This window comes from Nocardia sp. CDC153 (genome assembly GCF_035818515.1).
Classification (GTDB): Bacteria; Actinomycetota; Actinomycetes; order Mycobacteriales; family Mycobacteriaceae; genus Nocardia.
The window spans coordinates 1-16,610 of the sequence record NZ_JAYKYU010000010.1; the positions used below are offsets into that span (position 1 = coordinate 1).

The following is a 16,610-nucleotide window of genomic DNA, read 5'->3' on the forward strand; positions in this document are numbered from 1 at the left end:
GCATCGCCACCACCGCCTCGGGCACTCACCTGTCGATCAACGAGGCGTTGAAGATGGCCTCGGGTACTCGCCCGGTGCTCGCAGTCCTCGACGACAACGGCATCCCGCTCTACCTGGGCTACGGCGAGCGCATCGCCACCCCCGGCCAACGCCTGGCCCTGATCGCCCGTGACAAGGGCTGCACCCACCCCGGCTGCGACGTCCCACCCACCATGTGCGCCGCCCACCACGTCATCGACTGGGCCAAAGGCGGACCCACCGACCTGAACAACCTCGCCCTCGTCTGCGATCACCACCACGCCATGGTCAACGACAGCGAACACGGGTGGAAGACAGTGATGTTGGGTAAAGACTCCCCGCATCGCGGACGCGTCGGATGGATCGCCCCCACATCCCTCGACCCCACCGGAACACCCCGCGTCAACGAAAAACACCACCTCGCAGGGCAAATCGCCACCGAGATAGAAGTCAGTTGCCAGCAATGGGGCGCGCGAGCCGCATAACCCGCCGGGCTCGCGCGTGCCCGCGCCCACCCAACATGTGATTCGGACACTCGAGGCCAGGTAACCCGGGCGAAGACTCCTCGAGTTGATGCCCCGCAACGGGATTGCCCCCAAGGCGGCATGCACCGGAAGTGTGGTTGCGTCGCCAGCCCTACCGGACCTGAGCTGACGCGACCCGGGTGCCGTACCCGCCGATCCCAGCCCCCGGACTGCACGTATTACGTTCTACAGACCAACCAACCCAACTTCACGCCGGGATGTCGTGGCGGCCCCATCCCCGAGGTGGCTGGAACCGCAACCGAGCCGACCAACCCAGCCAGCCCCTCCCCCTCCTCCAGGCATCTTTTGATCTTTTGCTCTTTCGTCTTTGAGCCCAACGCAATAACCCGGATCGTCGGCGATACGAACGAACGGCGGCGGACTCTCCGGGAGCCGCAGCCCAACACTGTCGAGGTCCCGAGGATAGGGCCGACGCAGACGAGCAGTCCGCCCACCGGGTTCAGTAGGCGGAGTGTGCGGCGGATAATTCGGAACCCGAATAGGTTGCGGCACCGTGGCATCCGACCAAGAGAGCACCGTCTGCCGTTCCGCCCGGAACAACAAACCACCCTGCATCCAGTACGAGGCGAGAATCCGCCCGGACAACGCCACCTCGAGAACAGTGAACCGACCACCATAGGGATTAGGTGCCGATTCGGAGACGGCGTGAAAACCGCAGCTGCAGTCCGGATCCGGAACCGCATGGCTGCGCCCCCGCCGACATTCGGCCACGGCGTCGACCGGGTAGGGCGTGCCGCCGGTTGCTGGCACGAACAGCTCACCCTCGATGCGATGAGCCACCTTGTGCGCCAGAATCACCCACAGCCCGTCGTCGGTCAGGGCGAGGCTGGGCTGGACGAGTTCGGGGACTTGGGGGCGGTGCGCTGTCCCGGTTTCGAAGGATGCGATCAGTCCATAGCCTTCGCACATGTGCGTTCCTCGCTCGGGGATGCCGTATCTCTCCGAGCGTACGCGCCCGTACGCCGAACGGTGCCGCAATTATCCTGCGGCACAGTCCGATTCAGGCCAGCTGTTCGATCTTGGCGGCCAACTCCGCGCCGGTCATGGGCTCGCGGGCGATGACGGCGATGGTGTCGTCACCAGCGATGGTGCCCACGATCTCGGGCAGGGCGGCGCGGTCGAGGGCGCTGGCCAGGAAGTGCGCGGCGCCGGGTGGTGTTCGCAGGACTGCGATATTGCCGCTGGCGTCGGTGGAGACCAGCAGATCGCCGAGCAGCTTCGAGAGTCGTTCGGTGCCGCCGGTGACGCCGCGCACGGGGCTGCCGTCCTCGGGGACCACGTAGACGCCCGCGCCGCCGTCGGCCGCGCGCAACTTGACCGCGCCGAGTTCGTCGAGGTCGCGGGACAGCGTGGCCTGGGTGGTTTCGATGCCCTCGGCCGAAAGCAGCACGGCCAGTTCGGATTGGCTGCGGACCTCGTGCTGGGACAGGATCGCGACAATGCGGGCCTGCCGCCCGGCGCGGGTGCGCGCGATGGCGGCACCCGACTTGCCGGAGGGGGCGGGTGAGCGACGTTCGCCGCTGCTCACCTCTCACCTCGCTCGAAACGCTCGAGCAGCCACACCAGTAGCGCCTTCTGCGCGTGCAGACGATTCTCGGCCTCGTCCCAGACGGCGCTGTGCGGGCCGTCGAGCACCTCGTCGGTGATCTCCTCACCACGATGCGCCGGAAGGCAGTGCAGCACGGTTACATCCGCGGCGGCCCGCGCGAGCAGGTCGGCGTTCACCTGGAACGGGCGGAAGGGGGCCACGCGGTCGCGGCCGTCGTTCTCCTGGCCCATGGAGGTCCAGGCATCGGTGACCAGTGCGTCCGCACCCTCGGCGGCGGCCTGCGGGTCGTTCGTGATCGCAATGCGCGCACCGGTTTCGGCGGCCCGCTTCTGCGCGGCGTCCACGATCCAGCCGAACGGCTCGAAGCCCTCCGGTGCGGCGATGGTGACGTTCATGCCCGCGGTCGCGCCGCCCAGCATGAGAGAGTGGGCCATATTGTTCGCGCCATCACCGAGGTAGGTCAGGTTGCGGCCGGTCAGGTCGGAGCCCTTGCGCTCCTTGAGCGTCTGCAGGTCCGCCAGCACCTGGCACGGGTGGAACTCGTTGGACAGCGCGTTCACCACGGGAACCGTTGCGGCACCGGCCATCTCGTCGAGGCGGGTCTGTTCGAAGGTGCGCCACACGATGGCGTCGACGTACCGGGACAGCACCCGGCCGGTATCGGCGAGGGTCTCCTCGCGCCCGAGTTGGGTGTCGCGACCGTCCACCACGACCGCGTGCCCGCCGAGCTGGGCGATGCCCATCTCGAAGGAGAATCGCGTACGGGTGGAGTTCTTTTCGAACATGACCGCGACACCGCGCGGACCCGCGAGCGGCCGCCGGGACTGCGGGGCGGCCTTCAATTCGGCGGCGAGGGCCAGGATTTCGGCCTGTTCGGCGGGGCTGACGTCGTCGTCACGCAGGAAATGCCGGATGGTCACTTGGTCTCCTCGGTGGCCTGGGCGGCATCCAGGATGCCGGGCAGGTCGGACAGGAAGTTCTCGGCCTGAGTCTCGGTGAGAACCAGTGGCGGCGCGAGTCGAATCACATTGGGCTTGCACGGGTTCAGCAGGTAGCCGGCCTCCCGGGCGGCCGCGTCCACCTGGGGCGCGACATCGGCGGTGAGCTGGATGCCGATGAGCAGGCCCGCACCCCGGACGTGGTCGATCAGCGGGTGATCGAGGTACTCGATGCCGTCGATGAGGATCTTGCCGACCGTCTCCACATGCGAGAGCAGGCCTTCCTCGTCGATGGTGCGCAGCACGGCCAATGCCGCGGCGGCGCAGACGGGATTGCCGCCGAAGGTGGTGCCGTGCATGCCGGGCTGCAGCAGGTCCGCCGCCGCACCCTGGGCCAGTACGGCACCGATGGGTAGGCCACCGCCGAGGCCTTTGGCCAGGGTGATGACGTCGGGCACGATGCCCGCCACCTGGTGCGCGTAGAACGCGCCGGTGCGGCCGATACCGGTCTGCACCTCGTCCAGGATCAGCAGTGCGCCTTGGTCTTTGGTGATGGCGCGGGCCTTGGCCAGGTAGTCGGCCGGGGGCACCACGACACCGCTCTCACCCATGATGGGTTCGAGGAACACCGCGGCGGTGTCCTGGTCGACCGAGGCGGCGAGCGCCATGGCGTCGCCGTAGGGCACGTGCACGACGCCCGGCGGCATGGGCTCGAACGGGGCCCGCTTGGACGGCTGACCCGTCAGGGCCAACGCGCCCATGGTCCGGCCGTGGAACGCCTCCTCGCAGGCGACGATCTTGGTGCGTCCGGTCAGCCGCGCCATCTTGAACGCGGCCTCGTTGGCCTCGGTGCCGGAATTGCAGAAGAACGCCTTGCCGTGGCCGTCACCGAAGTGGGCGAGCAAGCGCTCCGCGAGTTCGATAACCGGTTCGGACGCATACAGATTCGACACATGCCCGAGCGTCCCCAGCTGCTGGGTCACCGCTTCGAGAATCGCCGGATGCGCATGCCCCAGGCTGTTGACCGCGATGCCACCCAGGAAGTCCAGGTACCGCTTGCCGTCGGCGTCGTAGACCACCGCGCCCGCGCCGCGCACCAGCGCCACCTTGGGGGTGCCGTAGTTGTTCATCAGGGCGGTGCTCCACCGCTGCTGAATGTCGGCTGTGCTCATGAGATCTCCTGTACGGGGGTGACCATCGTGCCGATGCCCTCCCCGGTGAACAGTTCCAGCAGGACCGAATGCGCCACACGCCCGTCGATGACGTGCGCGGTCGGGACGCCGCCCTCGACGGCCCGCAGGCAGGCTTCCATCTTGGGCACCATGCCCTCGTCCAGGCGCGGCAGCAACTTGGCGAGTTCGTCGGTGTCGATGCGGGTGGTCAGCGACGACCGGTCGGGCCAGTCGGTGTACAGGCCCTCCACATCGGTGAGGATGACCAATTTCTCGGCTCCGATACCCTCTGCCAGCGCGGCCGCCGCGGTGTCGGCATTGATGTTGTGCACCACGCCGTCCGCGTCGGGGGCGATGGTGGACACCACCGGAATCCGGCCCGCCGCGATCAGATCCAGCACAGCCGACGGTTCCACCGAGGTCACGTCGCCGACCAGGCCGATATCGGTGGCCTCGCCGTCGACCTGCACGGTGCGCCGGGTGGCGGTGAACAGGTGCGCGTCCTCACCGGAGATGCCGACCGCGTACGGGCCGTGAGCGTTGATGAGCCCCACCAGTTCTCGGCCCACCTGCCCGAACAGCACCATGCGCACGACATCCATGACCTCGGGCGTGGTGACCCGGAAGCCGCCGCGGAACTCGCCGGTCATGCCGAGCCGCTTCAGCATGGCGCTGATCTGCGGCCCACCGCCGTGCACCACGACCGGATGCACGCCGACCGTGCGCAGGAACGCCATATCGGCCGCGAAGGCGCGCTTGAGTTCGTCGTCGATCATGGCGTTGCCGCCGTACTTGACGACCACGATCTTGTCGCGGAACTTCTGCAGCCACGGCAGCGCGTCGGCGAGGACGTGCGCCTTGTCGAGGGCCGAAAGCTGTTTCACCACATCGTTCATGAGCTGTAGGCCGAGTTCTCTTCGACGTAGCCGTGCGAGAGGTCGGTGGTGCGGACGGTGGCCTCGCCGTCGCCGAGGCCGAGATCGGCAACCACCTGGATGTCCGGGCCGGACAGGTCCACCTCGCGCGCACCCGGCGCGCCGAACCCGTTGACGCACACCGGACTACCGTTGAACGACACCGAAACCAGATCCTGCTCCAACGAAATCGGCGCGATGCCGAGCGCGGCCAGCACACGACCCCAGTTCGGGTCCGACCCGAAGAACGCCGTCTTCACCAGGCTGTCACGGGCGATGGCCCGCGCACCGATCAGCGCTTCCTCTTCGCTCACAGCACCTTTCACGGTGATGTGCACGCGCTTGGTGACACCCTCGGCGTCGGACATGAGCTGCTCGGCCAGATCGTCGCAGACCGCGAGCACCGCGGCGTCGAGATCCTCCTGCGACGGCGTGACCCCGCTCGCGCCGTTGGCCAGGAGGAGCACGGTGTCGTTGGTCGAGCAGGACCCGTCCACGTCGAGCCGGTCGAAGGTGTAGCCGGTCGCCTTGCGCAGCGCCTCGTCCAACTGTGCGGGCGTCGCCACCGCATCGGTGGTCAGCACGACCAGCATGGTGGCCAGCGACGGCGCGAGCATGCCCGCGCCCTTGGCCATACCGCCCACATTCCACTTGTCCTTGTGGTGGAAGGCGGCCTCTTTCGGCACGGTGTCGGTGGTCATGATGGCCCGCGCCGCCTCCGCGCCGCCGGACAGCCCGCCGCCCATCTCGTGCACGATCTCGGTGACGGCCGGGATCAGCTTGTCCATCGGCAGCCGGTCACCGATCAAACCCGTGGAGCAGACCGCGATCTCGCCCGCGCCGGTCTCGGTTCCCCAGTTGCTCAACGCCTTCGCCAGTTCCTCGGCGGTGGCGTGGGTGTCCTGGAAGCCGCCCGGGCCGGTACACGCGTTCGCGCCACCGGAGTTCAGGATGACCGCGCGCAGATGCCCGCCGGTGAGCACCTGCTGCGACCACAGCACGGGCGCGGCCTTGACCTTGTTGCGGGTGAACACGCCCGCCGCCGCGTACTCGGGGCCCTCGTTGAACACCAGCGCCAGATCCGGCTTGCCGGTCTTCTTGATGCCCGCCGCGATGCCCGCGGCCCGGAAACCCAACGGTGCGGTGACGCCCTGGGTCCGCACCAGCTTGCCGTTGTCGATCGTCACGGTGCCACTCCTACGGTGGAAAGTCCTGCGGTCTCGTCGATTCCGAGAGCCAGATTCATCGATTGCACCGCGGCGCCCGCGGTGCCCTTGGTCAAGTTGTCGATCGCGCCGATGACCACCAGCAGCCCGGCGTCGGTGTCCACGGTCACCTGCAGGGTGACGGCATTGGAGCCGAGCACCGAACCGGTCTGCGGCAGTACGCCTTCGGGCAGCAGGTGCACGAAAGGCTCATCGGCGTAGGCCTTCTCGTAGACGGCGCGGGCCTGCGCGGCGTCCACGGTGGTCGGGGCGGTGCAGGTGGCGAGAATGCCGCGCGGCAGCGGAGCCAGCACCGGGGTGAACGAAACACTCACGTCCACACCGGAGCCCGCGGCCTTCAGATTCTGGGCAATCTCAGGCGTGTGCCGATGCGCACCCGCGATGCCGTATGCGCGCAGCGAGCCCATCACCTCCGAGCCCAGCAGCCCCACATCCAGCTTGCGTCCCGCCCCCGAGGTGCCACTCACCGCAACCACATTCACCCGCGGCTCGATGATCCCGGCCGCGACGGCCGGGGCCAGCGCCAGACTCGACACGGTCGGGTAGCAACCCGGCACGGCGATTCGGGTCGCACCGCGCAGCCGCTCGCGCCCGCCGGGTAGCTCGGGCAGCCCGTAGGGCCAGCTGCCCGCGTGCGCGGTGCCGTAATACTTCTCCCACGCCGCGGCGTCGGTGAGCCGGAAATCGGCCCCGCAGTCGATGATGATCGTGGACTCCGGCAACGCCGTGGCGATCGCCGCGGACTGCCCGTGCGGCAGCCCCAGGAACACCACGTCGTGACCCGCCAGCACCTCGACGGTGGTGGGCTCGAGCACCCGGTCGGCCAGCGGCAGCAGATGCGGCTGCAGCTCACCCAGGGTGGTACCGGCATTGGACCCCGCGGTCAGCGCCCCGATCTCGAGGCGCCCGCTTCGGTAGGCTGGGTGCCCGAGCAGCAGACGCAGCACTTCACCGCCCGCATACCCGCTCGCACCAGCTACCGCGACCCGCAGGGGCCCGTTCGAGACATCCGCCATGTGATGATTATGCACGAGCGTGCAAGCTCATTCACAACCGGGCGAGAATCTGACAGCGAGCGCCGCTTACGGCACACTCGACAGCGCCATGTACGACGACGCCACCCAACCGCTGCCGGTTGTCGGTCCAGAATCGGGCCGCTCCCGCCGGGCACCGGAGACGCCCAATCCGACTCCCCGCCGTTCCAGGCGGGCGGAGCCGACCTCGAATCGTCGGAGCGGGGGCAAACGGCGTGCCGGGACCACACGGGAGAGCGCCGAGCGCACGCCCGCCCAGCGAGCCCGGGACAAGAAGCTGCGCCTCGCCGGACGCGGCATCACCGCCCTGGTGGCCGCCGCCGTGATGGGTATTACAGGCGTCGTCTGGTACGGCCGCATGGATTTCGACCAGGGCTTCGTGCGTTCGGGCGCGATCTCGCCGGAGGACGTGAACCTCGACGGCGACATCAATATGCTGCTCATCGGCCTGGACACCCGAAAAGACCTGAACGGCAACGATCTCCCCAAGGAGATCCTGGACCAGCTGCACGCCGGTGACGGCTCCGAGGGCGGCTACAACGCCAATTCGCTCATCCTGGTGCACATTCCGAAGGATCTGAAGCACATCGTCGCGTTCTCGATTCCGCGCGACGACTACGTGCCCGTGCAGGGCATCCCCGGCTACGACCACGCCAAGATCAAGGAGTCGTACGGCCTCAAGAAGTACGACGTGGAGCAGAAGCTCAAGGCCAAGGGCATGGCCGAGGGCCCGGAGCTGGAGCGCCAGGGCCGGGAGGCGGGCCGCGCCAGCATCGTTCAGACCGTGAAGGCGCTCACCGGCGTCCCCATCAACCGGTTCGCGGAGATCTCCCTGGCGGGCTTCTACGATCTGGCGACCGCGCTCGGCGGCGTCGACGTGTGCCTCAATCACGCCGTGGACGACAGCTACTACTCCGGCGCACAGTTCCCCGCCGGACCGCAGCATTTGGACGGCTCGGACGCGCTGGCCTTCGTGCGGCAGCGCCACGGCCTCGAGAACGGCGACCTGGATCGCACCCACCGGCAGCAGGCGTTCCTCACCTCGGTCGCCAATTCCATGAAGAGCTCGGGCACCCTGGGCAATCCGGTGCGACTCAAGCAGCTGATGGATGTGGCGCACAAGGACGTGGTGCTCTCCGACGGTTGGAGCCTCACCGATTTCGCCACCACGCTGGGCCGCGCGGAATCCCCGACCGTGGAGTTCCGGACCCTGCCGGTCTTGCGCTACGACAATATCGACGGCCAGGACGTGAACATCATCGATCCGGTGGCCATCAAGAAGACGGTGCGCGAGGCGTTCGGGGTGTCCACTCCGGCCGCGCCCAGCGCCCCGGCGACCACGCCCACCTCGACCCTGGACGTGGCCAATGCCTCCGGCACCCCCGGCCAGGCCGCGAAGGTGTCGAAGCTGTTGGCCGCCAAGGGCTTCCCGCAGGGCGATGTCGCCAATGCCACCTACGCGGACGGCACCACCTCGACCATCTACTACGGCACCGGTGCCGACACCGACGCCAAGCAGCTCTCGGAAATGCTGGGCGGCATCCCGGTGAGCCCGTCCACGCAGCTGTCGTCCGGACACGTGAAGCTGGTCGTGGGAAGCGATCTCGACATTTCCATCCTCGACCCGACGGCGGCCACCACCACCCCGACCACCACCGCGGGCGGTTCCTCGACCAGCGCCGCCACCTCCGACGCGGCCAGCTCGGACGCACCGGATTCGGGCAAACCCGTGACCACTACGATCGGTTCGAAGATTCCCTGTGTGAACTGACCCGCGGCGCGGTCGACCAGAATTGACTCGCGGCGCGGTCGATGAGAGCGACTCGCGGCGCGGTCGATGAGAGCGGAGTGGTGCGATGACGAAGTTCGAGGTGCTCCGCGCCCTGCATCACGGCGAGAAGCCGCTGGTCTTGCCGAACGCCTGGGATTTCGGGTCGGCGGCCATGCTCGCCGAGGCCGGATTCCCGGCCGTGGGCACCACCAGCCTGGGCGTGGCCGCGGCGGCCGGACTGCCCGACGGGACGGCGGCCACCCGGGACGAAACCCTTTCGCTGGCACGGCGACTGGGCCGGTTGCCCATTCCGGTGACGGTCGATATCGAGGGCGGCTTCAGCACCGATCCAGGCGAGGTGGCGCAGTTCTGCGCCGAGCTCGCCGCGGTGGGTATCGCGGGAATCAACCTGGAGGACAGCCGATCCAATGCGGCGCTGGCCGATCCGGACCGCCACGGCGAGTTGATCGCGGCCGTGAAGTCGAGGGTGCCGGAGCTTTTCGTCAACGCCCGCACCGACACGTACTGGCTGGGTATCGATACCGACTCCACGCTCGATCGGGTGCTGCACTACGAGAAGTGCGGTGCGGACGGCGTTTTCGTGCCGGGCGTCACCGATCCGGATCGAATTCGCGCACTCACCACCGCCCTGACCGCACCGCTGAACGCGCTGTTCTCCCCCACCGGCCCGACCGTGGCCGACCTCGCGGAGCTGGGTGTGCGGCGCGTCAGCACCGGCTCACTGCTCTACCGCGCGGCCCTGGCCGCCGCCGTGCACACCGCGGAATCGGTCGCCCACGGACAGCGGCCGGTCGGCGAAATCCCCAGCTACGCAACGATTCAGCGGTTGCTGGAACCCTAGTCACCGATCGAGGGTTCGGGTCAGCCCGGCCGTCCGCAGCTTGTCGGGATTGCGGACCGCGTACAGCCCGGTAACGCGGTCGCCTTCCACCTCGATCAGCTCCACGGTGTCGATCTCCCCGTCCGCACCACGCAGCAGGAGCGCGGGCAACGCGTTGTAGGTGCCGAATTCGATCGTCATATCCCCCAGGCTCTTTCGCACCAGCCCGATCAGGTAGGCGGCGACCCGCTCCGCGCCGACGACCGGACGACGTGCCGCACTCACCTTGCCGCCGCCGTCGGAAATCTGCACGATATCGGGTGCGAGCACGTCCATCAGGGTCTGGACATCGCCGGTTTGCGCGGCCCGCAGGAACTTTCCGATGACCGCCCGGCTGGTCTCGGCATCGGGTTCGAAGCGCTTCTTGCGCGCCTGGACGTGCGCGCGGGCCCGGTGCGCGATCTGCCGCACGGTCGCATCGGATTTGCCGACCATGGCCGCGATATCGACCAGGCTGTGCCCGAACACCTCCGAGAGCACGAACACCGCGCGCTCGGTCGGCCCGAGGGTCTCGAGCACCAGCAGCATGGCCATCGACACCGATTCCGCCAGCAGCACATCGTGACTGGCGTCGGTCTCGGTGCGGATCGGTTCGGGCAGCCAGCTGCCCACGTACTCCTCGCGCCGCCGTCGCACCGTGCGCAGATGGTTGAGCGACTGCCGGGTGACGATCTGCGTCAGGTACGCCTTGACGTTGTGCACCTGCGCCGGATCGGTGTCGCGCCAGCGGAGGTAGCTGTCCTGCAACACATCCTCGGCATCGGCGGCGCTGCCGAGCATCTCGTAGGCGATGGTGAACAGCAGCGGCCGGAGCCGATCGAACGCGTCCACATCGCCCTTCGGACCGGAATCGGTGCCCACGGTCATGATCGAAGCCTAACCACGAATCACCCCAACCCGGCACCACGCGACGGTCGGCACCCGGGTTCGCTCACTGGACACCATGTACAGTGAGCCGCGAGACGTCCGCCAGACCAGAGGAAATCCCATGTCCGAGACCACCTCCGGCAAGCTGACCCTCCAGGGCCGCTTCAACTACTTCAACAGCACCTACCTCGGCCCGGTCACCCGTTTCTACGGCCGCCTGCACCGCCGCCTCTACGAGCGCTTCGGCGGCACCCGCTTCGGCACCCTCTTCGGCGATCCGGTTCTCGAACTCATCGTCCCCGGCCGCAAATCCGGCGTCCCCCGCCCGGTCATGCTCATGCAGGTCTGGTCCGGCGACGACCTGCTGGTCTGCGGCTCCAACGGCGGCAATCCCGGCACCCCCAACTGGTGGAAGAACCTCGCCGCCGTCGACACCGCCACCGTCCGCGTGGGCCGCGACACCTTCCCGGTCTCGGTCCGCATCGTCACCGACGACACCGAGTACGAATCCCATTGGCGCACACTCTCGGCCGCCTACGCGCATTTCGACACCTACCGGGCGCTGAGCCCCCGCCACTTCCCCATCGCCGTCCTCACCCGCAAGGGCGAATGACAGACGGCGCGCGGGTCACCACGAGACGGGGCCGAGGCGGTCGGTGAAAGTGCCGGTGGGCCCGTCGGCGGGGATCGTGGCGAGGCGGATGATGGCCTCCGCGCCCTCGGCCGCGGTCAACTGTCCCCGGTGGCCGTTCATATCGGTGGCCGCGAACTTCCCATTGGCGACCTCGCCCGGGGTGATGGCGTTGAACTTGATGCCAGGAAGAGCCTGGGCGTAGCGGACAGTCAGCATATTGAGCGCGGCCTTCGACGAGCTGTACGCGAGTTCGTGCATTTTCGACGCGGCCTGTGCGGGGTCGCTGACGACGGCGAACGCGCCGACCGCACTGGAAACCATGACAACCCGCGGATTCTCGGCCGTCCGCAGCAGCGGGAGGAAGGCGTGGGTCACGCGAATCGGGCCGTAGACATTGGTGTCGTAAACCCCGTGGATCTCGTCGACCGTGGCGTCGGCGGGGTTGATGGCGTGGCCGGGGGCACCGGCATTGTTCACCAGGACGTCGAGGCGATCGGTGTGGGCGCGCACGAGCCGAACCGCTTCCGCCACAGACGCGTCCGAGGTGACGTCGAGGGGCACCAGCACCGCCCGCACGCCTTCGGCGGCCAGCTTCTCGACCGCGACCTGCCCGCGTCCCACATCGCGCGAGCCGAGGAAGATCGTCCATCCCCTCGCCCCGAGGCCGCGGGCCGCCTCGAAGCCCAGGCCCTTGTTCGCGCCCGTGATCAGTGCCGCCTGCTTTTCCGTGTTCGTCATGCCCACTAGATGCCGCGCCCCCGCATCGCGTGACGCGGTGTGAGCCGGTTCACTTTTCGGGCAATCCGGCCGCTCGGGGGCATCGCCGCCGGTTGACATCACTCCGCGTTACACATACCTTCAGTTTTCAAATACCGACGGTATCCAACAAGGAGGTTGGTGATGGCGTCTCGGACCCCGCGGGTCGTGATCATTGGGGCCGGTGTGTCCGGGATTGCCAGTGCGATCACGCTGCAGCGCAATGGGTTCCATGACTTCGTGATCCTGGAGAAGGGGTCCGACGTGGGCGGGGTGTGGCATTGGAACCGGTATCCGGGGCTCACCTGTGATGTGCCGTCGCAGCTGTATCAGTTCGGATTCGCACCCAAGCCGGACTGGTCGCATGTGTTCGCGCCGGGGGCGGAGATTCAGGAGTATCTCACGGGGGTGGCCGAGCGGTTCGGGCTGCGGCCGCATCTGCGGTTGAACTCCGAGGTGGTCGCGGCCGAGTTCACCGGGTCCGGGTGGCGGGTTCGGACTGCGGGCGGGCAGGTGCACGAGGCCGATTTCGTCATCGCCGCCACCGGCGTGCTGCATCATCCCGCCTGGCCGGAGATTCCGGGGCTCGACGAGTTCACCGGGGATGTCGTACACACCGCGCGCTGGGACGACGCACTGGCGACGCGGGGCCGCCGGATCGCGGTGCTGGGCACGGGATCGACCGGCGTGCAGGTGGTTTCGGCGCTGCAGCCGGTGGCCGAGCGGATCACGCATTTCGTGCGCAGCCCGCAGTGGGTGATCTGGGCTCCGATGTGGCTGCCGCAGCCCGCCGTGGTGGGCGCGGTGCTGAATCGGCTGCCCAAGCTGAATCAGGCGCTCTACCAGGCGGGTATGACCGGCGCGAAGCTGTTCACCGATGTCGTCACCCGTCCCAGCTGGCGGCGGCGTGCGGTCCAGGAGTACGCGCGGTTCAGCCTGCGCGCCCAGGTCCTCGACGGAGAACTGCGCGAGCAGCTGACCCCCGACTACGAGCCGCTGTGCAAGCGACAGGTGTTGTCCGGCAGCTACTATCGCGCGCTGAAGGCCCGCAATGCCGAGCTGGTCACCACCGCCATCGAGGCCGTCACCCCGACCGGCATCCGCACCGCCGACGGCCGCGAACACGAGGTGGACCTGATCGTCCTCGCCACCGGCTTCCGCGCCCACGATTACATGCGCCCCATGAAACTCACCGGCCGCGACGGCATGTCGATCGACGAGGCGTGGGCCAAGGGGCCGCGCGCCTATCGCATGACCGCGATCCCGGGCTTCCCCAACCTGTTCACCGTGCTCGGACCGAACTCGCCGACGGGGTCGATCCCGCTGCATCACGCCGCCGAGGTCACCGCGAAGTACATCACCGCGTGGATAAAACGGTGGAGCGCAGGCGAATTCGATACCGTCGAGGTCACCGAGGCCGCCACCGACCGTTTCGAGGCGGAGGTCACCGAGGCCCTCGGCCCGACCGTCTGGAACACCGGCTGCAACTCCTGGTACTTCACCGAGGGCGGCAGCATCGACCTGCTGCCCTTCGACCGCCGCACCATGGAAACCATGCTCGCCGCACCCGACGACCGCGATTTCCATTTGCGTGCTACAGTTCCCGGCGAACCGTGACGAACACCGCGAGGAGGTGAGCCCCATGAACAACAGATCCGTATGGGTGCTCCCCATCGTGGTCGCGGTTGGGCGCGGGTAGAAAGCGCCCCGGGAGCGCCTTTTTCGAAAGGCACCGCCATGTACTTCACTTCCGAAAAATCCGAGCACGGCGTTCTCGAACGCGACTTCACCTTGGGTGAGATCACCGGTGTGCTCTGGACACCCGAATCCCCTTCCCCTGCAGACACTTCCGAGCCCGCCCCCTTGATCCTGATGGGGCACAGCGGCGGTGTGCACAAGCGCGCACCGAATCTGGTGACCAACGCACGGTATTTCGTCACCGAGTGCGGCTACTCGGTTGCCGCCATCGACGCGCCGGGCCACGGCGATCGTCCGCGCAATGCCGAGGACACCAGGTGGACCGAGCAGTTGCACGCGGCCCGGGCCGCCGGTGAGCCGATGGACGCCATCATCGCCGAGTTCAACCTGTCCCTCGCGGCCCGCGCGGTCCCGGAGTGGCAGGCCACCCTCGACGCCCTGCAGGCGCTGCCGGAGATCGGGCCGGACGCACCGGTCGGGTTCTGCGGCATCACCCTGGGCACCGTGATCGGCATGCACCTGGCCGCGGTCGAGCCGCGCATCCAAGCCGCGACATTCGGCAGTGTCTTCGTCTTCGACGCGCTGTTCGAGGTGGCGAAGCGGATCACCATTCCGCTCACCCTCGATATCGCCTGGCACGACGAGGAAATCGACCGACAGCCCAGCTTCGCGCTGTTCGACGCGTTCGCGTCACAGGACAAGCTGCTCACGGCCCGGCCGGGACGGCACAACCAGATGACGGGATCCACGCCCGGATTCAGCGCCTGGTTTCTGCGCGAGCATCTGGGCCGGTAAACGACGAAGGGAAAGGATCTCGAATCCTTTCCCTCTTCAACGTATATCGCAGGCCGGGGCTTGCCGCAAGACCCCTGCGATGCTGCAGAATCGCTGCCCGTAGCGAAAACCCACGGAAACGGAGTTGTACGGGTGCGAATCGATACCGACGTGATCATCGTGGGTGCGGGCCCGACGGGCCTGATGCTGGCCGCCGAACTGCGGCTGGCCGGAGTGCGGGCGGTGGTGCTGGAGCGGAACCCGCAGCTGCGGACCGTGCCCAAGGCGAATGGTTTCAGCGGGCAAATCGTGCAGCTGCTGGCTTACCGGGGTCTGTCGGACCGGCTCGCGGCGATCAGCTCTCCGGCCGGTCCCACGGCCGCGATTCCGTTCGGCGGCATGCACGTGGACTTCAGCCCACTCGCGGATCCGCCGCTGCGGGCCATGCACCTGCCGCAGCCGAAACTCGAAGGGCTGCTCGATGATTGGGCGACCGAACTGGGAGCGGAGGTGCGGCGCGGGCACGAGGTGACCGGCGTCGAGCAGGACGACGACGCGGTCACCGTGACGGCCAACGGCCCCGACGGCGAATACCGGCTCACCGCACGCTATCTGGTGGCCTGCGACGGCGCGCGCAGCCGCGTGCGCGCGCTGGCCGGAATCGATTTCCCCGGCACCACCTATCCGGAGGTCAACCGGCTGGGCCAGGTCAGCGTGCCCGAGTCGGTGACCGCGCGCGAGGATGGCGGCCTCGAGGTCGCGGGGCATGTCGTGCCGACCGGTTTCACCCGAACCGACCACGGCGTCTTCGCGATGGGTGGCCTCTCCCCCGCCCGCACGGTCATGATCCAGACCACCGAGGACACGACCGGCGAAACCGACGACAACGAGCCGATGGCCCTGACCGAGCTGCAGGAGAGCATCCATCGCGTCCTCGGCGTCGAGCTGCCCCTTAGTGATCCGATTCGCCTGTCCCGGTATCAGTTCCAGGCCCGTCAGGCCGAACGCTACCGTGCCGGAAGGGTTCTGGTGGCCGGTGATGCCGCGCACGCGTTCCCGGCGACGGGCGTGGGCATCAACGCGGGCATGCTCGACGCGATCAACCTCGGCTGGAAACTGGCTGCGGCCCTTCAGGGTTGGGCTCCCGACACGCTGTTGGACAGCTACCACGAGGAGCGTCACTTCGCCGGGCGGCGCACCATGATGCACACCCAGGCGCAGGTGGCGCTGCGTCGTGGCGACGATCCGGCGGCGGTGGCGCTGCGCGAGTTCTTCCAGGAACTGCTCACCGACGAGTCCGCCCTGTACCGGGTGGGTGCGCTCATCGCGGGCACCGACCTGCGCTACCCGCTGGCCAATCCCAACCGGCACCCGCTGACCGGAACCGTGGTGCCCGAGCTGCCGCTGAAGACCGAGGACGGCGACGCGACCGTCGGCGATCTGCTGCACACCGCCCGCCCGGTCCTGCTGGTCCTGGCCGACCGCACCGACCTGCGCGAGATCGCCGAGCCGTGGGCCGATCGCGTCGATATCCGCGTGGCGACCACCGACGATCGCCCATCCGATGCCCTGCTGATCCGCCCGGACGCCCACATCGCCTGGGCCGCAACGGTGAACGAGCCCCTCGACACGGCGGCACCCGCGCTGCGCGACGCGCTCACCACCTGGTTCGGCGTACGCTCGGCCACTGCGGTCAGCGACTGACCGGATCGGCCATACCACTGATCCGTCCGGCCCGAGCCCTCGGCCGCCGTCCCGTTCCGGCGTTCAATTCCGACATGCCGCCTCGCGCGGCAACCGGAGGAAATCGCTT

General features: G+C 68.2%; 16 protein-coding genes. 7 read left to right on the forward strand and 9 right to left on the reverse strand.

The genetic code is table 11. The annotated features are described in order from the left end of the window. Positions 1-503, forward strand: a 503-nt coding sequence (locus tag VMT65_RS37030; RefSeq protein ID WP_326313377.1) for an HNH endonuclease signature motif containing protein, incomplete at its 5' end; no start/stop codon positions are given. Between the two features lie 225 nt (positions 504-728). Here the strand turns inward: VMT65_RS37030 and VMT65_RS37035 are convergent. The 7 genes from VMT65_RS37035 to argC all read right to left on the reverse strand — a co-directional run bounded on the left by VMT65_RS37035 (position 729) and on the right by argC (position 7,378). Continuing rightward, positions 729-1,472 carry a hypothetical protein gene (locus VMT65_RS37035; RefSeq protein ID WP_326313378.1) on the reverse strand — a complete coding sequence of 248 codons (744 nt, stop codon included), beginning with the start codon at positions 1,470-1,472 and terminating at the stop codon, positions 729-731. Between the two features lie 91 nt (positions 1,473-1,563). Beyond that, positions 1,564-2,091 carry an arginine repressor gene (locus tag VMT65_RS37040; RefSeq protein ID WP_326313379.1) on the reverse strand — a complete coding sequence of 176 codons (528 nt, stop codon included), beginning with the start codon at positions 2,089-2,091 and terminating at the stop codon, positions 1,564-1,566. Beyond that, positions 2,088-3,032, reverse strand: a complete 945-nt coding sequence (gene argF / locus VMT65_RS37045; protein ID WP_326313380.1) for an ornithine carbamoyltransferase — start codon at positions 3,030-3,032, stop codon at positions 2,088-2,090. Before argF ends, VMT65_RS37040 begins: the two co-directional genes overlap by 4 nt. Next, positions 3,029-4,222, reverse strand: coding sequence for an acetylornithine transaminase (locus VMT65_RS37050; RefSeq protein WP_326313381.1), 1,194 nt, complete (start codon positions 4,220-4,222; stop codon positions 3,029-3,031). The genes argF and VMT65_RS37050 overlap by 4 nt, the downstream gene beginning before the upstream one ends. Beyond that, positions 4,219-5,118, reverse strand: coding sequence for an acetylglutamate kinase (gene argB / locus VMT65_RS37055; protein ID WP_326313382.1), 900 nt, complete (start codon positions 5,116-5,118; stop codon positions 4,219-4,221). Before argB ends, VMT65_RS37050 begins: the two co-directional genes overlap by 4 nt. After that, the gene (gene argJ, locus VMT65_RS37060) at positions 5,115-6,323 is read right to left on the reverse strand and encodes a bifunctional glutamate N-acetyltransferase/amino-acid acetyltransferase ArgJ (RefSeq protein ID WP_326313383.1); all 1,209 of its coding nucleotides are present in this window, start codon (positions 6,321-6,323) and stop codon (positions 5,115-5,117) included. The genes argB and argJ overlap by 4 nt, the downstream gene beginning before the upstream one ends. Beyond that, a complete protein-coding gene (gene argC / locus VMT65_RS37065) occupies positions 6,320-7,378 on the reverse strand; it encodes an N-acetyl-gamma-glutamyl-phosphate reductase (RefSeq protein WP_326313384.1) in 1,059 nt (352 codons plus the stop codon). The genes argJ and argC overlap by 4 nt, the downstream gene beginning before the upstream one ends. Before the next feature lie 88 nt (positions 7,379-7,466). Between argC and VMT65_RS37070 the strand changes: the two genes are divergently transcribed. Together VMT65_RS37070 and VMT65_RS37075 are read left to right on the forward strand one after the other, a co-directional pair. Next, positions 7,467-9,167, forward strand: a complete 1,701-nt coding sequence (locus VMT65_RS37070; protein WP_442790393.1) for an LCP family glycopolymer transferase — start codon at positions 7,467-7,469, stop codon at positions 9,165-9,167. An 85-nt stretch (positions 9,168-9,252) separates the two neighbouring features. Then, on the forward strand, positions 9,253-10,029 hold the full coding sequence (locus tag VMT65_RS37075) for an isocitrate lyase/PEP mutase family protein (protein ID WP_326313386.1): 777 nt from the start codon (positions 9,253-9,255) through the stop codon (positions 10,027-10,029). Here the strand turns inward: VMT65_RS37075 and VMT65_RS37080 are convergent, their stop codons facing one another. Continuing rightward, complete coding sequence (locus VMT65_RS37080) at positions 10,030-10,935, reverse strand: RNA polymerase sigma-70 factor (protein ID WP_326313387.1); 906 nt, start codon at positions 10,933-10,935, stop codon at positions 10,030-10,032. It abuts the gene before it with no gap. 121 nt (positions 10,936-11,056) lie between these two features. Here VMT65_RS37080 and VMT65_RS37085 point away from each other — a divergent pair, with 121 nt between their 5' ends. Next, positions 11,057-11,548, forward strand: coding sequence for a nitroreductase/quinone reductase family protein (locus VMT65_RS37085; RefSeq protein WP_326313388.1), 492 nt, complete (start codon positions 11,057-11,059; stop codon positions 11,546-11,548). Positions 11,549-11,563: 15 nt separating this feature from the next. On the opposite strand, the gene VMT65_RS37090 is transcribed toward VMT65_RS37085, so the two are convergent. After that, the gene (locus tag VMT65_RS37090) at positions 11,564-12,307 is read right to left on the reverse strand and encodes an SDR family oxidoreductase (protein WP_326313389.1); all 744 of its coding nucleotides are present in this window, start codon (positions 12,305-12,307) and stop codon (positions 11,564-11,566) included. 162 nt (positions 12,308-12,469) lie between these two features. Between VMT65_RS37090 and VMT65_RS37095 the strand changes: the two genes are divergently transcribed. The 3 genes from VMT65_RS37095 (at position 12,470) to VMT65_RS37105 (ending at position 16,501) form a co-directional block, all read left to right on the forward strand. Then, positions 12,470-13,942, forward strand: a complete 1,473-nt coding sequence (locus VMT65_RS37095) for a flavin-containing monooxygenase (protein ID WP_326313391.1) — start codon at positions 12,470-12,472, stop codon at positions 13,940-13,942. 120 nt (positions 13,943-14,062) lie between these two features. Further along, on the forward strand, positions 14,063-14,818 hold the full coding sequence (locus VMT65_RS37100; RefSeq protein ID WP_326313392.1) for an alpha/beta hydrolase: 756 nt from the start codon (positions 14,063-14,065) through the stop codon (positions 14,816-14,818). Between the two features lie 132 nt (positions 14,819-14,950). Then, positions 14,951-16,501 (forward strand): FAD-dependent monooxygenase, encoded by a 1,551-nt coding sequence (locus VMT65_RS37105; RefSeq protein WP_326313393.1) that lies wholly within the window; start codon positions 14,951-14,953, stop codon positions 16,499-16,501. Positions 16,502-16,610: the final 109 nt, after the last annotated feature.